General features: G+C 36.5%; 12 protein-coding genes and 1 pseudogene. 7 read left to right on the forward strand and 6 right to left on the reverse strand.

The features are described 5' to 3' along the window. Window positions 1-2,656, reverse strand: a 2,656-nt coding sequence (locus HMPREF9071_RS00005; protein ID WP_162859663.1) for a hypothetical protein, incomplete at its 3' end; no start/stop codon positions are given. A gap of 89 nt (window positions 2,657-2,745) precedes the next feature. Beyond that, window positions 2,746-4,071 carry a sodium:proton antiporter NhaD gene (gene nhaD, locus HMPREF9071_RS00010; protein ID WP_009401215.1) on the reverse strand — a complete coding sequence of 442 codons (1,326 nt, stop codon included), beginning with the start codon at window positions 4,069-4,071 and terminating at the stop codon, window positions 2,746-2,748. A 278-nt stretch (window positions 4,072-4,349) separates the two neighbouring features. On the opposite strand from nhaD, the gene HMPREF9071_RS00015 reads away from it, so the two are divergent. Next, complete coding sequence (locus HMPREF9071_RS00015) at window positions 4,350-4,886, forward strand: PAS domain-containing protein (protein ID WP_009401216.1); 537 nt, start codon at window positions 4,350-4,352, stop codon at window positions 4,884-4,886. A 69-nt stretch (window positions 4,887-4,955) separates the two neighbouring features. Here HMPREF9071_RS00015 and HMPREF9071_RS00020 read toward each other — a convergent pair. The 3 genes and pseudogenes from HMPREF9071_RS00020 to HMPREF9071_RS00030 all read right to left on the reverse strand — a co-directional run bounded on the left by HMPREF9071_RS00020 (window position 4,956) and on the right by HMPREF9071_RS00030 (window position 8,918). Further along, a pseudogene (locus tag HMPREF9071_RS00020) lies at window positions 4,956-6,121 on the reverse strand (DUF2062 domain-containing protein). Between the two features lie 127 nt (window positions 6,122-6,248). Further along, the gene (locus tag HMPREF9071_RS00025) at window positions 6,249-7,784 is read right to left on the reverse strand and encodes a thiol-activated cytolysin family protein (RefSeq protein WP_009401219.1); all 1,536 of its coding nucleotides are present in this window, start codon (window positions 7,782-7,784) and stop codon (window positions 6,249-6,251) included. A 237-nt stretch (window positions 7,785-8,021) separates the two neighbouring features. Then, window positions 8,022-8,918: a YitT family protein gene (locus HMPREF9071_RS00030; RefSeq protein ID WP_009401220.1), complete on the reverse strand. Its 897-nt coding sequence runs from the start codon at window positions 8,916-8,918 to the stop codon at window positions 8,022-8,024. A 556-nt stretch (window positions 8,919-9,474) separates the two neighbouring features. Between HMPREF9071_RS00030 and HMPREF9071_RS00035 the strand changes: the two genes are divergently transcribed. From HMPREF9071_RS00035 to sppA, 3 genes are all read left to right on the forward strand, one after another. Further along, on the forward strand, window positions 9,475-10,632 hold the full coding sequence (locus HMPREF9071_RS00035) for a 5-(carboxyamino)imidazole ribonucleotide synthase (RefSeq protein WP_009401221.1): 1,158 nt from the start codon (window positions 9,475-9,477) through the stop codon (window positions 10,630-10,632). 98 nt (window positions 10,633-10,730) lie between these two features. Beyond that, window positions 10,731-12,056, forward strand: a complete 1,326-nt coding sequence (locus HMPREF9071_RS00040; protein ID WP_009401222.1) for an anaerobic C4-dicarboxylate transporter family protein — start codon at window positions 10,731-10,733, stop codon at window positions 12,054-12,056. Next, window positions 12,034-13,857: a signal peptide peptidase SppA gene (gene sppA / locus HMPREF9071_RS00045; RefSeq protein WP_009401223.1), complete on the forward strand. Its 1,824-nt coding sequence runs from the start codon at window positions 12,034-12,036 to the stop codon at window positions 13,855-13,857. Before HMPREF9071_RS00040 ends, sppA begins: the two co-directional genes overlap by 23 nt. A gap of 19 nt (window positions 13,858-13,876) precedes the next feature. On the opposite strand, the gene HMPREF9071_RS00050 is transcribed toward sppA, so the two are convergent. Beyond that, window positions 13,877-14,677, reverse strand: coding sequence for a glycogen/starch synthase (locus HMPREF9071_RS00050; protein ID WP_009401224.1), 801 nt, complete (start codon window positions 14,675-14,677; stop codon window positions 13,877-13,879). A gap of 100 nt (window positions 14,678-14,777) precedes the next feature. Here HMPREF9071_RS00050 and panC point away from each other — a divergent pair, with 100 nt between their 5' ends. The 3 genes from panC (at window position 14,778) to HMPREF9071_RS00065 (ending at window position 17,999) form a co-directional block, all read left to right on the forward strand. Continuing rightward, window positions 14,778-15,623, forward strand: a complete 846-nt coding sequence (panC, locus tag HMPREF9071_RS00055) for a pantoate--beta-alanine ligase (protein ID WP_009401225.1) — start codon at window positions 14,778-14,780, stop codon at window positions 15,621-15,623. 2 nt (window positions 15,624-15,625) lie between these two features. Next, window positions 15,626-16,411 (forward strand): RNA methyltransferase, encoded by a 786-nt coding sequence (locus HMPREF9071_RS00060; protein WP_009401226.1) that lies wholly within the window; start codon window positions 15,626-15,628, stop codon window positions 16,409-16,411. Window positions 16,412-16,592: 181 nt separating this feature from the next. Further along, entirely contained in the window at window positions 16,593-17,999 is a 1,407-nt protein-coding gene (locus tag HMPREF9071_RS00065) for a leucine-rich repeat domain-containing protein (RefSeq protein ID WP_009401227.1), read from the forward strand. The last annotated feature ends 4 nt before the right edge of the window (window positions 18,000-18,003 follow it).

An 18,003-nucleotide genomic window follows, 5' to 3' on the forward strand; every position in this document is an offset into this window, starting at 1 on the left:
TCCCTACTATTGGAGTTATTTCTGTATAATTAGTGATGGTAAAAGACTGATAGAACATAGTATCTCCTAAACATCTTCTTCCACGCATATTGGGCTTATACCCATAGGTATACCCTTTGTCTTCAGGCTTATCTATAGCCGTATACCAAAATCGCCATGTAGGATTAATCCCCAAAATATAATTTCCTGGAGGAAGATTCCCTATCTTCCCTGTTACACTCCTTTTTGAAGCATCAGGATTGGCTACTTCATCTAATTCTTTAGCAATATATGATCCATTAATACCCGTTAATGATGTTCGCTTATACAAAGGTTCAGTACTTGTTGATGGATCTGCAGCAGTATCCTTAAAAACAAACATATAATTAAAAGGAGATACATTATACTTTCCATGGATCCCTGTAAATGTTACTTCCCCACGACTATCCTGTCCATTCTTACTACAATCCGTCTTTACTTCATACTTAAGATCATAATAAGCACTCTCTAAAGGAGTACTCATATCAATATTGACAACACGAGTAGCTCCACATCCATCTCGCATTGTGATCTTATACTTTCCTGTAGGTAAGTCCGATATTACATAAACGTGATTAACTCCTTCATTCATAGAAGGATAGAATTCCTTCTCAAAAGGAAATTTCACCTTGTAAGTACCTGCTAAGTTCCATGGACCTGTAGAGTTCAGAATTACTTCTGATTTACCATCTTCTCGCTCAATTTTTACTTTCAAGTGATTGGTCTCCGTAATATAATTGACCAAGCCTGATCTATTCGGGTCATCAGCACCAAAAATTATATTCGATCCTCTATCCGCTACCTGTAATATCCAACGAGGATCATCTGATTTTCTCACAAGAATCCCATCCAAAAGACTATTGGGTATAGATGATTTAAGGTCTTTGGAAAGATAATGCTTACAACTATTAGGAGATGTCCCATCAAGAGTTGCTGTAGCTTCCGCATATTCCACCTTATATTGAGTTCCTGAAAGAGAGTTAACTCTTATCCTGTGTATATTCTCATCCACTCCATCATAATACTTAAACAGTTTATTGGGGTACAGAGGATCCTCTGTATAAGGTGACCAAGTTCCTGACTGATTTGTTCTGGCTTTTATTCCCGCTACATTGCAAAAAGCATTATAGGTAACAAGCCAAGAGGAAGAGGCATTATATTGAAATCGCGTTTCAAATATAAGTCTTTTAGTACAGGGAGTTGTTGCACTGGTAGATTCCAACTTCACTTGTGTTAATGGCATATCAGCCTTGAGAGCTTCTACAGTGTGGGTAAGCTGCTTGGTTTTTCCATCCCCATCCTTATAAGAGAGCTCAATCACATCTCCTACTTTTAATTTCTCTGATATATCTGTATGTAAAAAAGGTCTTTTCCAATTCCAATAACGAAACTCTCTATTCCCATAAATATGATGTGATCCCTCTGTTGCTGAAGGTGTTTTTATAGCTTCTACACTAGTGAACTCTTTAGGAAATCCTGCAACAGGAACTCCTCCACGAGTAACTTTCATAGTAAGCAAATAAGGATAATACCATTCCTTATTAGTACTATGTTGATAAATTACTTCTAAAGCGATATTGAATTCATTACAATCACTACAAGAAGGCACTAAGTGCATACGAAGTTGCTCTGCAGAATATGTATATTTTACATTTTCTGTTCTTACTGCTGTACAACTACCGTCCGTTACAGTAATCTGATAAGTTTTATTAGCTTCAAGCTTCTTGCCTCCATCTGGTTCTATAACCTTTGAGGTTGTCCCTGTAGCACCACTTTTATTAATACTTTGTGAGGCAATAATCACCTCACCTGTAGTTTTATTCACTACTTTTACACTAAAAGGACCCGCTCCTGCAGAGGCATTATTAATTTCTATTTTTACAAGTCCTCTTTCTCCTTGAGTTTCTGTAGATTTAAGAGGACGTGATGTTTCCATTGTTACATTATGAAGGAAAGATCCTGAAGCACCTAAAGTAGTAAAACTCCTTCCACTACTTCTATTTTCTGTAATAGAACAACTTCCTCCTCCTACTTGGTCAGTGATTTCTACTTCATACTTAGTATTAGGCTTGAGTCCTGTAAGGAGAACATTTGTCTCATTGCCTGTTTTATTAGTAGGGGCTGAAGTAACTGCAACCGCAGTCTGCCCTACTTCATAGAGTTTTACTATGAAGGGACCCGCACCATCCTTAATCTTAACAGTAACTTTTCCATCAGCAGTACATTCACCAGTAGCTCTTTCAGCTGCTGTCTGTGCTATTGCATCCACCACAAAGCGCCTATAGGTGGAGACTACCGCTTGGGTAACTACTGTAGGATGGGTCATAGTACCATCCTTCCTAACAAGTTTTACCTTATAGGTGCCTGAGGAAAGATTCTTGAATTCTGCCTTTCCTGCACTATCAAATGCCTGCTGGGATTGTTTATTAGCACCACTATTATCATACAACTCTGCCCACCAGTCAGCCACATAAGCAACTCCTTTAGCGGCTACAGCAGCACTCCAATCCACTTTCACTGTACCCCCACATACTGTGTTCTGAACACTCGTACTATATGGAGGAGGGGTAGCTTGTGCCTTACCTAACAGAGGTACGAGCATCCATATTATCAAATATAATAGGTGATGCACTTTCATAATTTTATTGGATTTATTCATTATCATAATCTTATAATTGTTAATTAATTTCTATCCAAAAGTTTTTTCATATTATCATTTCTTCACTCTTAGCGGAAGAATGTTTCCACAGCAATCAATGAACCACAACCTGCAAGAAATCCTAAGAGAGCAAGCCAAGAAATATGTTTTACATACCAGAAAAAGTCAATTTTTTCCATTCCCATAGCTGCCACTCCAGCAGCAGATCCTATAATAAGCAAACTGCCTCCTGTTCCTGCAGAGAAGGCTATAAAATGCCATAGAGAAGCATCCAAAGGCTCTTGGAACATACCAATAGCTGCGGCTACCAAAGGAACATTATCTATTACAGCAGAGCCAAATCCTAAGATCATGACTACTATATTCTTATTAGGTACTACAGAATCCAACCAACCAGCAAAATGGAATAAAGAGCCTATAGACTCCAAGGCCGCTACTGCTAAAAGAATTCCTAAGAAAAATAGAATACTGGAATGTTCTATACGCCCTAATGCTCTATGTACGGAGAAAGAAGGTTTTGCTTCCTCACTAAGTTCACTATTAGGCTTCAAAAGTTCAGAGAAAAACCATACCGTTGCTAAAGAGAATAACATTCCCAAGTAAGGGGGTAGATGAAATATGGATTTGAAGATAGGCACAAAGATAATAGCCAATACCCCTATAATAAGGATAGGCGTACTACTTTTGTAAGCCTGTGTTTTGTCCATCTGAGGAATTTCCAAGCGACCCTTGAAAATAGGCATGAAAGAAGCTATAAGGAAAGGAACCACAAAACAGAAAACTGCCGGAAGCACTACATAGTCAATAAGCCTTGAAGCAGTTACCTTATTAGCCATCCACAGCATGGTAGTGGTTACATCCCCGATAGGTGACCACGCTCCCCCCGCATTAGCAGCAATAATAAGCAGAGATGCATACCAGATACGTTCCTCACGGAAAGGTACGAGCTTACGTAGGATGGTTATCATTATTATAATAGTGGTAAGATTATCTATCAAGGAAGAAAGGAAAAAGGATACAATTCCCAATACCCAAAGTAACTTTTTCTTTTTGCGAGTTTTGACCATCTTCTTAATAATTTCAAAACCACGATGCATATCTATAATCTCAACAATAGTCATGGCACCAATAAGGAAAAAGAGAATTTCTGCCACCTTTCCTAAGTGATGGAGTAGCAAATTATCAATGGCTTGATGATTATCTCCTCCATAATTATCTGCAAGAGGTTTTAATCCATCTTCAATCTCAAAAACGGGTAAATCCGCCGTTTTAAGGATAGTCCAACAAATAACTGCCATTCCAAGAGCGGAAATAGTCTTATCAATTTTCACTTGGTGTTCTACTGTAATAAACAGATAACCAATAAAAAACACTGCTACAATGAGTAAATCCATAGTACTTTTCTTTCATTATATTTTGCGGGCGCAAGTTATAAATTTTTTATTAAAAAACCCAATTTTATTATAGTTATTTTTCACACATTGTTGATAACTTTTTAAGGAACCCATTATTCCTTGACATTTTCCATTCCATCTGCTATTTCCTAAACTATTAATATATAAATTTAACAGTCCATCTTATTAAAAATATTATCATTTTCTTTTCTATTCTAAAAAAAATATGTACCTTTGCGAGGAAATAAATATTAATATTACTTTAATTCCCTCAGAGTATGATACCAAACTTTAAGTACCCTACTCCTATTGATAAGGAAGTGGATTGGGATAAGTCCAAAACTATTATGAGTCGTACTGATGCCGCCGGGGTTATAGACTATGTAAATCAGGTATTTTGTAATGTATGTGGTTATACTGAAGAAGAACTTTTAGGCTCTCCTCACAATATTATTCGCCATCCGGATATGCCCCGTATTATTTTCAAAGTACTATGGGATAATATACAACAAGGCATTAATTTCCACGCTGTAGCTAAGAATCTTGCTAAATCAGGGGAATATTATTGGGTGGTAACAGATTTTGATATATTCAAAGATGCTCAAGGGAAAATAGTAAACTATCTCGCCCGTCGTACCTCCGTACCTACGCAAAGTGTTCAGAAATACATAGCTCCTCTCTATGCTAAGCTCCTCCAAGTGGAAGCTGTAGGAGGCATGGAAGCCAGTGGGGCATACTTAGTTAATTTTCTGAAAGAAAATGGTTATTTTGATTATATTGACTTTATAGAAAATGCTATTTTAGAATTCAAATAAGGTTATTAGTTACTGCGCATATATTATTTTTGTTAAGAAGCCATCCGTTGAGGATGGTTTTTTATTTACTTATACCTCTTTACCTTTTATTTTCAAAAGTAGATACACTCCTATCCCTAATAACCCAGCTGCAATACTGGCTAAAAGGAAACTCCCAATAAGGTATTGAATAAGGTTTTCCTTAATAAATTCTTGGGTAATCTCTCCTTTGGGAGGGAGCATCTTTCCTCCTGTGAAGAGGCTTCCAATCTTAAGAGAAGTCAGTACAATTATAGGAATCATGGGAGGAATACTCACATTGGAACAGAGAAAAGCAAGAGATTTGTTCAGCCTAAAAAATACCGCAAAAGCAAGGGTGAGAACGGTTTGAAATCCCCAGAAAGGAGCTATCCCAAAAAAGACTCCTAAGGCAACCGAATAAGCCTTATTACTATCAGAGACATTACTCTCTAAGAGATCTTCCTTGAGAAATCGGATAAAACTTTTTTTTTTAGACCTCGAAAGAAATCACGTGGTTTTATATATAAGAAAGCAATAAGCACCAAGAAAGTATTCAGTATACTGATACGAATAAAGTCTTTTATTGGGCGAAAATGAGATACACGCTCTTTAGGATCATATAATACACGTATAGGCACATCCTTTATTGCAATCCCTCGCCAAGAGGTGCGCACTAATATTTCTATCTCAAATTCAAATTTCCCAGTAAAATATCTTTTAGGAATCTCCATAAGAGGGTAAAGCCTATATCCAGACTGTGTATCGGAAAGACTCACTCCTGTTTCCAAACGGAACCAAAAATTAGAGAATCTACGTCCAAAGCTACTTTTCTTAGGTATGGTATCCCCAGACATATTACGACTTCCTACCAATAACACAGGCATTTTTTCCCTTTCCAAAGCCTGTACAAAAGCGGGTATATCTTCAGGAAAATGTTGCCCATCAGAATCTATAGTAAGTGCATAAGTATATCCCCTTGAACGAAGCTCCTGAAAACCTATCCTCAAGGCATTCCCCTTGCCTGTATTCTTAGGAAAGGTTATTATCTGAACAGAAGGATATTGGGATAAAATTACAGCCGTATCATCCGTAGATCCATCATTGATTACCCATACATGAGAGGTATACTCAAGTACCCTTTCCAATACATCTGCTAATGTCTTGGCATTGTCATAGGTAGGGATAAGTACACAGATATGTAGATGTTCTATTTTATGTGAAACCTCTTTGTTCATTCAGTCATTTTTTTGGCAAAGATAAAGTTTTTGTCCGAAAGAGAGAGATAATATTAAGAGAACTATCGTAAAAACGGATAGTTCTCTTAAAAAATACATATAATTAATAAAGCTTTTTACTAAGAATCTACTTTATTTTCTGATTGTAAATACCAATAGTTAAACTATTGTTATTTATATCTTTAATAGCATGTCCAGTACCTTTTTCCAAATCGTACATATTTGCTTCTTTACTACTTTGGGCTGCTCTTACCAACTCTTCAAAGGAAGGAAGTTTAAAAGAAAGTGTTTTACCATGTTTTGTTTTTACATTGATAAAGATTTTTTCTCCCTTCTCAAAAGAAATGATTTTCTTGGTAATTTTTCCTGAATTATCATAATAATCTCTCGTAGGATTAGGTTGTTCAGAACTCTTAGGATTCCATCTTTCAATAGTGTAATACTCTGTGGACAACTCTTTTCCCAAAGCATCTCTTAATTCTCCTCGCTTAATAACCAAATCAAAATCTAATGTTTTATCATCAATAGAAGAAGCATCATTTTTTAGATATTTAGAGTAAATCACCGTTTTAAAAGTCTCATTAGTACCTAACTCTCTTAAACGATAGGAAAGCGGTACACCGAGATTTTCTTTTCCAAAAGTAGCTCCTTCTTCTAAGAAGGTACGTATTGAAGCGAAATCCCCAATAGTTTTCCCTGCCAATTTAGCATTTCCTCCAAAAACACGTCCTGTGATGGTAGCACTTTTTTTCAACTCATTATAAGCTGTCTCAGCTTCCGCAGTGAACTTACCACTTAGAATAGAGGCATTTATTTTAGCTTCTAAGTCAATCTTACTAAGAGTGGACTCTATACCGAGTAATAATACTCGCCCATATTTGATAGAAGAGATATAAACAGGCTTTTCTGCTCCAAACTGGGTTCTATAATCAAAATTATCATTAAAGAAATCAGAAGCTTTTTTAGGAAGATCTATATCTACTGTATAGAATACCTGTTCAATTTTGACAATATATCTTGTTTTTTCTTTATCATATTTGAAATTAGTACTTCCTTTCACTGTATTTACAGCACCAGAGTAACTTGCACCTAATGCCAATTTCAAATGCTGCTCATCATGTACTTCATAGCTATTATAAGTCATATTAGCAGGTGGTGCATTGAAGTTCTTATTTAACAGTTCACTAATCGCTGCACGCATTGTAGACAGAGAGGGATTCTCAACAGTAACCCTAGGAGAGTCTCCTGTTAATGAAACTGAAATAGTAATAGGTTTTCGTGGTACAATAATAGGAGAATAAGACCCATCAACCACTGTTTTTGATTTTACCAAAGCTCCTGGATAAAAAACTTCATCATTTTCGGTAAAAAGCAATTGATTCTCATACTCTTTAGCTTGTTCATAGTAATGAGTAGCTGCCACACTCATCATTGGGGCTCCGAAAAGAGAAGCTGTTTTAGGTGCTTGCTGGGAGGCTAATCTCTCAGAGAAAGGAGCACGCTGTTTTACAGAAGGAAGCTGCGCTACATAACTGTCTAATTGCGCTGCATTTAAAGCCGTTCTGTTTGATTCATTGGCATCTTCTTTTTTGCATGAAAAGAGAGCCATAGCAGAGAAAAACAATGTCATGTTTTTCAAAGAATGCAAATTTAATAATTTCATATAGTATGTTTTATAAATTACTAAGAATGTATTAAATTTATTTCCCTGTTTATTGCTTAAAAAACTAAAGTAAATAAACAATAGATGTATTCTTATCACACAACATTAATATTTCCTCAGCACAAAATCATTAACCTTTACAGGAATTTTTCTTTACTTATAGAAATTAAATAATTTCCAATATATAGCAAAAATCTAATACAAAAAATATATTAGTTTGTTAGTTAAATTTTTTTGTTAGTTAAATTTTTCAAAACCTTTTCCATAAACGGCTTCCACATTAGCACGAGTAACAAAGGCATCAGGGTCTATACTATTAATCAAACGAAAAATAGCAGTTCCTTCTCCACGACGGGCAAAGACAATGATTACTTTTTGAGAGTTTTTGGTATACCAACCTATACCATCAACCACTGTACAACCTCGCTTAAGCTCAGTATTAATATGGGTGGCTATCTCCTCATATTTCTTTGAGAGAATAATAACCTGTATGGCTTGCTTGGCTCCATTCATAATCACATCCACCGCCTGATACATCACCGGAAGTAAGATAAGCCCTAAAACCATTTTTTCTATCGTATACCCTTTCAATATAAAGATAGAAGATAATACAATAAGTACATCCACATATAGGAGAATACGAGAGATTCGTATTTTAAAATACTTGGTAACCAAAAAGCCAATAATATCCACTCCTCCTGTACTTCCATTAACAGAATATACCATTCCTAAAGCGACTCCCATAAAGATACCCCCCAACACAATAGCAATAAATGGATCATGCACAGGTGGGTTGGCTAAAAAATAAGGTTTTAAGTACACCTCTCCTAACCTTACTCCAACGGTAAGCATTCCCGCCCCTATAATAGTATTGATAACAAATTTCTTTCCCAAAGGACGGAAGGCTACTATCAGAAGCAATACATTCACTACGAAAATCGTACTGGATACATTAATTCCTGTGGCATAATTCAATAGAAGAGCAGCTCCCGCTAGCCCCCCTGACACTACTTGGTTGGGCATAATGAATCCCGTAAGCCCAATAGTATAAATAAAAATGGCAAGCGCCATTATTAGGTAATCTTTTATATAAAAAGATTTCAAATACTCCATTGTATTACGTTTCTTATTCATAGTGTATAATTTCTTAACAGAGCACAAAAATACGATTTTTTAGCATAAAAAAAGCATTTTCAGCACAATTTTAATTTATATTTTAGCACTCTTTTCTAATTCTTTTTTATATAATTCTCTTGATTATTAGAAATAAAGATTATTTATAAATAAATCTATTTTCGCAATATGATACTTTTCAAAAATAAAAACTATCATTTATCACTCAATACTTGTAGAATTCAGCAAGCGATATTAAGCATTTTTACTTCCTCCTAATTAAATAATTTATTTCCTTTTATTAATTATTAGCTCTTTATTAATATTATCTTAAGAATAATCTTAAATATCTCTGTGCTTGATCTCTTCTTGGATGAATATTCTTTTTAAAGTTTAACAATGAAAACATTAGCTTTTTAAATATTTTCTATCTTAATCCTTTAAAAAATATTACACACAGTTAGTCAAAAAGCAATAGAAAAATAAATAAATTCGTATTTTTGCAAACATATTGGAGAATCTTTTTACAGAGTGTAAGGACTCTCAATTAATTATAACTTTTGTCAAATAATTTAAAATGACCTATTTTTCTACAGACTTTACCTTAGGTATACTTGGAGGTGGACAGTTAGGAAAGATGCTCCTTGCTGAGACCCTTAAGTACGATATTCGCACTGCAGTGCTTGACCCAAGTGCAGACGCTCCGGCACGCTTTGGCTGTCAACGGTTTGAACAAGGAGATCTATTGGATTATGATACTGTGTATCAGTTTGGTAAAAAAGTAAATCTTCTTACCTTTGAGATAGAAAATGTAAATGTAGATGCTCTAGAACAGTTAGAGAAAGAAGGCGTTACTGTATACCCTACCCCTAAGAGTCTACGCACTATACAAGATAAAGGCTTACAAAAAGATTTTTATAAGAAACACAATATTCCTACGGCTCCCTTTGAATATTTCTCCTCTCCTACTCTCTTAAATGAATCCCTTATACAAGGAAAATGGAGCTATCCTTTTGTATGGAAAAGTACCCGATTTGGTTATGATGGTAATGGAGTAAAAATAGTTCGTAATGATAAGGACTTAGCTTCACTTCCTCAAGGGGACTGTATCGCAGAAGAATATGCCTCAATAACAAAAGAACTTGCAGTAATAGTAGCTCGTAATGCTAAAGGAGAAACCGTTACTTACCCTGTGGTAGAAATGGAGTTTCACCCTGAAGCTAACCAAGTAGAATATGTTCTCTGTCCGGCACGTATTCCTCAGACAATCAGCGAGAGAGCTCAAAAGATAGCCTTACAAGTAGCTCAATCCTTTGAGAGTATAGGACTATTGGCAGTAGAGCTATTCCTCACCCAAACAGGAGAAATATGGGTCAATGAGGTAGCTCCTCGTCCACACAATTCTGGACATTATTCTATCGAAGCAAGTTATACGAACCAATTTGAACAGCATCTTAGAGCCATTTTGAATTTGCCTTTAGGAAGTCCTAAAAGCAAAGTAGCTGGTGTCATGGTTAACCTAGTAGGAGAAGAAGGTTATACAGGAGATGTACTCTATAAGCATATAGAAGAAGTCCTAGCACTGGAAGGGGTTACCCCTCATATCTATGGTAAGCGGCAAACACGTCCTTTTAGAAAAATGGGACATATTACTATAGTACACCCTAATATAGAGATAGCACGTATTATTGCCCAAAAAGTGAAGGAAACCATCAGAGTAATTGCTAAAAAATAAATTTTTATCAAAAATTATCCTTTAATCATGAGTCATTAATCATTAAATTCGTATCTTTGTGCCTTTAAAAACAACAACGTTAAACTTAGATTATTGCTATGATTTACATTGAATTATTGATTGTCCTTGCAGCTATTTTTATAGGAGCAAGGGTAGGAGGTATCGGTCTGGGTATCTTCGGTATGATTGGATTGGGAATTTTGGTTTTTGGCTTTGGGCTTAAGCCAGGTAACCCTCCTATTGATGTAATGCTCATCATCGTAGCGGTTATCACCGCAGCAGCTACCCTACAGGCAGCAGGAGGGTTGGATTATTTGGTAAAAGTTGCCGAGAAAATCCTTAGGAAAAATCCTGCTATGATTACTTTTCTTGCTCCTGTAGTATGCTATTTCTTCACTTTATTCTCTGGTACAGGGCACATTGCTTACTCCTTGTTACCTATCATTTCAGAAATTGCTACCGACAGCAAGGTACGCCCTGAGCGTCCACTCTCTATTTCTGTAATCGCTTCCCAACAAGCTATTACAGCAAGTCCTATATCCGCAGCCACCGCTGCCCTTCTCTCAGCTGAACTTTTAGGAGATAAGGGAATTACCTTGGGAAATATCCTTATGGTATGTATCCCCTCTACACTTATTGGAGTGATTGTTGGTGCTATTGCAGTGAATTTCATAGGAGTTCCTTTGGAAAAAGATCCTGAATATCTTCGTCGCCTTAAGGAAGGGCTTATCAGCAAAGAAGAACAAGATAAACCTAAACCTTCAGAAGCAGACCTTAAAAAAGCAAAAACCTCTGTAATTATCTTTCTCATTGGAGTGCTCTCTATCGTTCTTTTCGGTTCTGTAGATGCCTTGCGCCCATCATTTGAAATAGATGGTAAGATGGTACAACTTGGTATGACTCAAACTATTGAAATTGTAATGATGTCCACCGCAGGACTTATGCTTATTTTCTCCAAAGCAGATATTAATAAAGCTGTAAAAGGATCTGTATTTATTGCGGGAATGCAAGCGGTTATTGCTATTTTTGGGATTGCATGGATGGGAGACACCTACTTTAATGGAAACATTGAGTTCTTCAAGACACACATAGCTGAGATTGTAACTCAATATCCATTCCTCTTCGCTGTGGCACTTTTTGTGATGTCCATCTTCCTATTCAGTCAAGCAGCAACCGTACGCACATTATATCCTTTAGGTATTGCTTTAGGTATTTCTCCCCTTGCTTTAGTGGCAATGTTTCCTGCAGTCAATGGATATTTCTTTATCCCTAACTACCCTACTGTAGTAGCAGCTATTAACTTTGACCGTACTGGTACCACTCATATTGGGAAGTATGTACTAAACCACTCTTTCCAAATTCCTGGCTTTGTCGCCACTATTGTAGCGATTGTGGTAGGTTATGCAATTATTATGTTTATGTAATGATCATTCATTTATGGTAAATTTTCTCAAAACAATATTAGCTGTAATTATTGGTTTTTTTATTTCAATATGCCTCATACTTCTTGCTTTTATTGGAATGGGATCTGCTTTCTCTCCAAAAAAAGAGAGTACTAAGGAGAATTCCATATTGAGTTTGGATTTCAAAAAGCCTGTATATGAATACAGCCAGCCAATATACATTAAAAATTTCAATTATGAGATAACTGAAGAAAATACACTTACAGCAATTCTCAGAGCTATTAAGTATGCCAAGACAGATAAGCATATTAAGGGAATTATACTGGGATCCACTGAAGGAATCACAGGGAAGACACATCTGGCAGATATTCGTAAAGCAGTAGCCGATTTCAAAACTACTGGAAAGTTTGTCTATGCTTTTGGAGAATCTATTTCCCAGTATGATTATTTTCTCCATAGTGTTGCTGACTCTCTCTTTTTAGGAACATTGGGCAGTGTAGACATACAGGGGCTTAGTGCAGAGGTGTTATACTATAAGGATTTGCAGGAAAAAACAGGTATACACATGGAAATATTCCGCCATGGTAAGTACAAGAGCGCTGTAGAGCCTTTCTTAGAGAACACTATGAGTGAAGCCAACAGAGAACAAATAAGTGCCTATTTGCATTCCTTATGGCAAAGTTATGCCGATGAGGTAGTACAAAGTAGAGGTTTTTCTCTTAGTGATCTTAACCAAATTGCAGACAGCCTATGGGGACGTACTCCTGAACTTGCGCTAAAGCATCATTTGGTAGATAAGATTGCTTTCCATGATGAATTTGAAAATAGTCTTTGTAAGGTTACTAAAAGTGAAAAAATAGAAGACCTTCACCTTATCCCTATTGAAGAATATGCACAAAATGTTTCCCTTGAAACCCTAAAAGAAGCTCCTAAAAAAGCAAAGAAGGATAAAATTGCTATTATCTTCTGCGATGGAGAAATCATAGAGGGAAAATCCCAGCGAGAAAAAATTGGTAATGAAACTATCATAGAATCCTTAAGGGATGCTCGCGAGGATAAAAACATTAAAGCTATCATACTAAGGATAAATTCACCAGGTGGAAGTGGATTAGCCTCAGAACTTATTCATCGGGAAATTGCACTCACTCAAAAAGTAAAACCTGTATATACCTCTATGGGTAATTGGGCAGCATCGGGAGGTTACTATATAGCATGTAATTCCAATCGCATTTTTGCTGATAAGGAAACCTTGACAGGCTCTATAGGGGTATTTGGTCTTATCCCTAATGCTAAAGAATTAGCTGATAAAATAGGCATTCATAGCCAACAAGTAGAAACACACCCTCATGCTCTTACTTATAGTCTTTTAGAAAAGACCCCTGAAAAAACACGTGAAGTAATTACTGAAGGCATAGAACGTTTCTATAAAAAATTTGTACAACGAGTAGCAGATGGTCGTAAAATGACTTGGGAAAAAGTAGATTCCTTAGCTCAAGGACGTGTATGGACAGGTGCTGATGCTTTAAAGCATGGACTTATTGACCAAATAGGTTCCTTAAATGATGTTATTGACTATGTAGCCAAGGAGAAGAATCTTTCAAGCGGTAATTATAGCCTTATTGCTTATCCTATAATAGAAGTGGACTTTAGTGAATTCTTTAAGAAACAGTTCCAAGCCTCCACCAGAGCAGAACTTAGATTCCTATTACGTGAAGAAATAGGGGAAGATACCTATGACCAACTCCAACGGATAAATTATTCCACACGATATCCTCATTCTTTCTTACAAGCAAGGGTACCGTATGAGATCAAGGTAAAGTAATGAAAGAAAATTCTATACTTTAGCGCAGAAGTTCTCTGTAAAACTGAGGATAAGTTTTCTGGAGAATTTCTGCTTCTTCCAATAGGAAAGGTTTTTCCAAGGAAGTAATATAGGAAAGAGCATCTTTAGGTAAAACTCCTTTAATAGTAGTGATAGCATCAGAATAGCGAGAAGCTATTTTTATAAAATTCATGCTATTAGGTTCTAAAAGTTCTGGAGCTTCTTTTTGAGTGATTCCATCAAAAGCCATTTTAGAAAGAAGTTGCTTGCTAAGAGTTCCTTCAAAAGGAGATCTTAAAAAACTAGTAATTATTTTGGTATGAGAAAAGATAGCCTCTTCTGCATAAGTAGTACGTAAGTATAGGGGTAACAAAGCTCCCAACCAACCTTGTACATGTATAAGGTCAGGTGTCCAATTAAGTTTTTTAACAGTTTCTATAATTCCTTTTGCAAAGAAAATGCAACGCTCATCATTATCAGCATAGAGTTTCCCTTCAGTATCAAAGGTATCCTCCAGCTTAAAATATTCATCATTATCAATGAAATACACTTGCATACGCTCCTTCTGGATAGAAGCTACTTTAATAATCAAAGGCATATCTATATCATTAATAACTAAGTTCATTCCAGAGAGGCGAATCACCTCATGAAGCTGATGGCGACGTTCATTAATATCCCCATAACGAGGAGTAAATATTCGTAATTGTCCTCCCGTAGTATTGAGGGCTCTTGCTAAATCAAATGCAATTTTTGAAACTTCTGTTTCTGCTTGATAAGGTAATACCTCTGAAGAAACATAGAGAATCTTTTTATTTTTCATAGGTATATTATTATTCTATAACTATTTCGGTACAAAGTTACAAAAAAAATTCAAATTATTTACATATTTATTCAATTTCATAGTTCAAAATCATAAAAATATGAAAATTTTTAACAATAAATTAGAGTTACAGCACTTCTTGAATTCTTTCAATCAAGAAAAAAAATCTGTTGGCTTAGTTCCCACTATGGGCGCCTTACATCAAGGTCATCTGTCCTTGATCAAAAAAGCCATAGAAGATAATGACCAAGTTGTGGTAAGTATATTCGTAAACCCTACCCAATTCAACAATACAGAGGATTTGGAAAAGTATCCTCGCAACTTAGAAAAAGATATAGCTACCATCCAAACCCTTTCGGATAATATCGCTATTTTCGCACCTGCTATCTCTGAGATGTATGAAGGTGCCCCTACTTCAGGAAATTATGATTTTCAAGGTTTAGATAAGGTAATGGAAGGCGCTTTTCGTCCAGGGCACTTTCAGGGCGTTGCCACTATTGTAGAAAAACTCTTCCGCTTAGTTCACCCCACTCGTGCCTACTTTGGAGAAAAAGATTACCAACAAATTCTTATTATCAAAAGCATGGTCAGCCAGAAAAAGCTCCCCGTAACCCTTGTCCCTTGCCCTATTATACGTGAAGCAAGTGGGCTTGCCATGAGTTCCCGTAACCAACGACTCTCTGCTGAGGGAAGAGAGAAAGCTTCCTTTATATACAAAGTGCTACAAGAGGTAAAAGAACACTTTACAACTGACTCTTTCCCTGATCTGGAAATATTTGTTAAGGAACAGTTCGCTAAGAAACCTGAATTTGAGGTAGAATATTTTCTTATTGTGGATGAAAATACATTACAACAAACCTATGAAAAAAAGGAGCACACTCCATACCGCGCTTTCATTGCAGTATATATAGAAGGTGTACGCCTGATTGACAATTTGGCTCTATAACCATGCAACAGATTACCAGTTTCCAAAACCCTCTCATAAAACACCTATACTCCCTTACTCAGAAATCTAAGTTACGAAGAGAACAACGGGAATTCCTTATAGAAGGAAGGCGAGAACTCACCCTTGCTATAGAGGCAGGTTATCTGATAAAACAACTGTTCTTTTGTTCGGCTATCCTTTCACAAGAAGAAGTAGAAAAACAGTTTGCTGGAGAGAAATTAACAGAAATTTCTATGGAGATTTATCAAAAACTCTCCTACCGTTCCTCCACTGAGGGAATCTTAGCACTTGCTCAAACTAAAGATCATTTCCTTTCAGAACTTACTTTTCATAAGGAGAATCCACTCATACTCATAGCAGAGGCTCCTGAGAAACCGGGTAATATAGGAGCACTATTACGTACTGCCGACGCTGCAGGAGTGGATGCTGTTTGTATTGCCAACCCTAAGACAGACCTATATAATCCTAATGTAATTCGCTCCAGTGTAGGGACTCTCTTTACAGTGCCCATAGCCACAGCAAGTACTAAGGAGATTCTTTCCTTCTTACAGAAGGAAAATTTTACTATTTACTGCGCAGCTCTATCAGCATCAGTCCCTTATGACAGTGTATCCTACAGAGGACGCACAGCTATCGTAGTAGGTACAGAAGATGTTGGCTTATCCCCCCAGTGGCTCTCAGCCTCTTCTAAGAATATCATTATCCCAATGCGAGGAAAAATTGACTCCATGAATGTATCAACCAGTGCTGCTGTACTTATTTTTGAAGCGGTACGACAAAGGAAATAATATAAGAGGCTGTCCGAAAAGGATAGCCTCTTATATTATTATAACTAACTCTTTCTTCTGACAGTTTATAATTTTATCTACTTTTTATTTGTTTTTATTCTAAATAAATTTGTATCTTTGCGCTCGCTTATAAATTGTTTATTTATTCTAATTAAAAATTTATTTCTTTAAAGACATCCTTATGAAAAGATATCTTCACCGAGTAACAATAGTATTGCTTGTTGTAATACTAATGACTTTAGGAGCATGTAAGAAAGATGACATCTCCTTGTATGGAAAGGCTTTTCCCTTAGACAATCCAGAACTTACCACAGCACTCAAGGCAAAGGGATTCTCCTTTGAGGGGAATGCCATCGTAATTGATGATAAGTTGTGGAACCTCACTTCTCTTGACCTCTCAGGAGCAGGACTTAAGAGCGTGGCAGGAATCACTATCTTCAAGAATTTGCAAGAGGTGAATCTCTCCAATAATGCTTTAGGAAAGGTCTTTGACTTCTCCTTGCTTCCAGAGAATATCCAGCAGGTAGACCTAAGTGGTAACTCTATCTATGAGTTTAAGAACTTTCGTCCTTTGCGAAAACTTATCCTTCCGGTAACTGCCCAATATGATATGGAGAGCCTCCCTGCTTATTCAAAAACTGCTGCTAAAGCGGATATTCAAATAGCTACTAAGGACGGTTCTCTAAAGAAATATACCACCCTACGCGAAGTGCCCGATCCTACCCTGCTTGAGTTGTTCAAGAGACTTTTCCCCAGTCTCATGATAGGAGATAAGATAGATATCAGCAAACCATTACATACTGCCGAGCTATCCACTCCTATTGTTATAGAACAATCTCACCATGACCCTACAGGATTGGAGATCGATAAAAGTAAGATTATGAAGTTAGACGGGCTGGAATACATCATCAACCACCCTCACTATGCAGGAAACGTCCAAATAGAAATGTCCAAAGAAAAGGAAGCTACTTTGCCTTACTTAAAAATACGACAATACACTGAAGGGGTCTCTCTCAAATGGGTAAATACACCTGCTTTAGATCTCTCTCAAGCAGAAAATCTCAAAATATTAATGCTTTCACATAACAAAGCTATTAAGCAAATAGACCTTTCCCATAGCAAGGTATTCCTACAAAGGGGAGAGAAAAGTATTTTCTCAGGATTATTTGGAGGGGATATCCTCCATTTGGGAGATTGCCCTGCTTTGGAAAAGGTAACCTTACCTGAGCTAAGCAAGGGGAAAAAACCTATAGGAGTATATGCAATTTCCTTGATAGCACTTCCTAAGTTACAAGACTTTGATATGAGCAAACTACAGGTTATTAATACACTTACCTTAAGCGCTTTGCCTATAGCTAAAATTACCTATCCTACCCAGATAGCTTATTTTACAAATAATGGAGAAAGAGATGATGAGAATGGAGAACTCAACTTTGCCATCACTCAAGAGATCTATGAAAGGGCAGAAACCAAAGCCTTTATCCAAAAGTATAACGGGAAAATAACTCCTGATAGAGGAGAACTTAATGAGTATGATCTAGAAAATTATGACTGGGTACGAGCTCAAGAAAACCAAGATGAAAACTAACCTT

Origin of the sequence: Capnocytophaga sp. oral taxon 338 str. F0234, assembly GCF_000192225.1 — a bacterium.
In the GTDB taxonomy this organism is placed as follows: domain Bacteria; phylum Bacteroidota; class Bacteroidia; order Flavobacteriales; family Flavobacteriaceae; genus Capnocytophaga.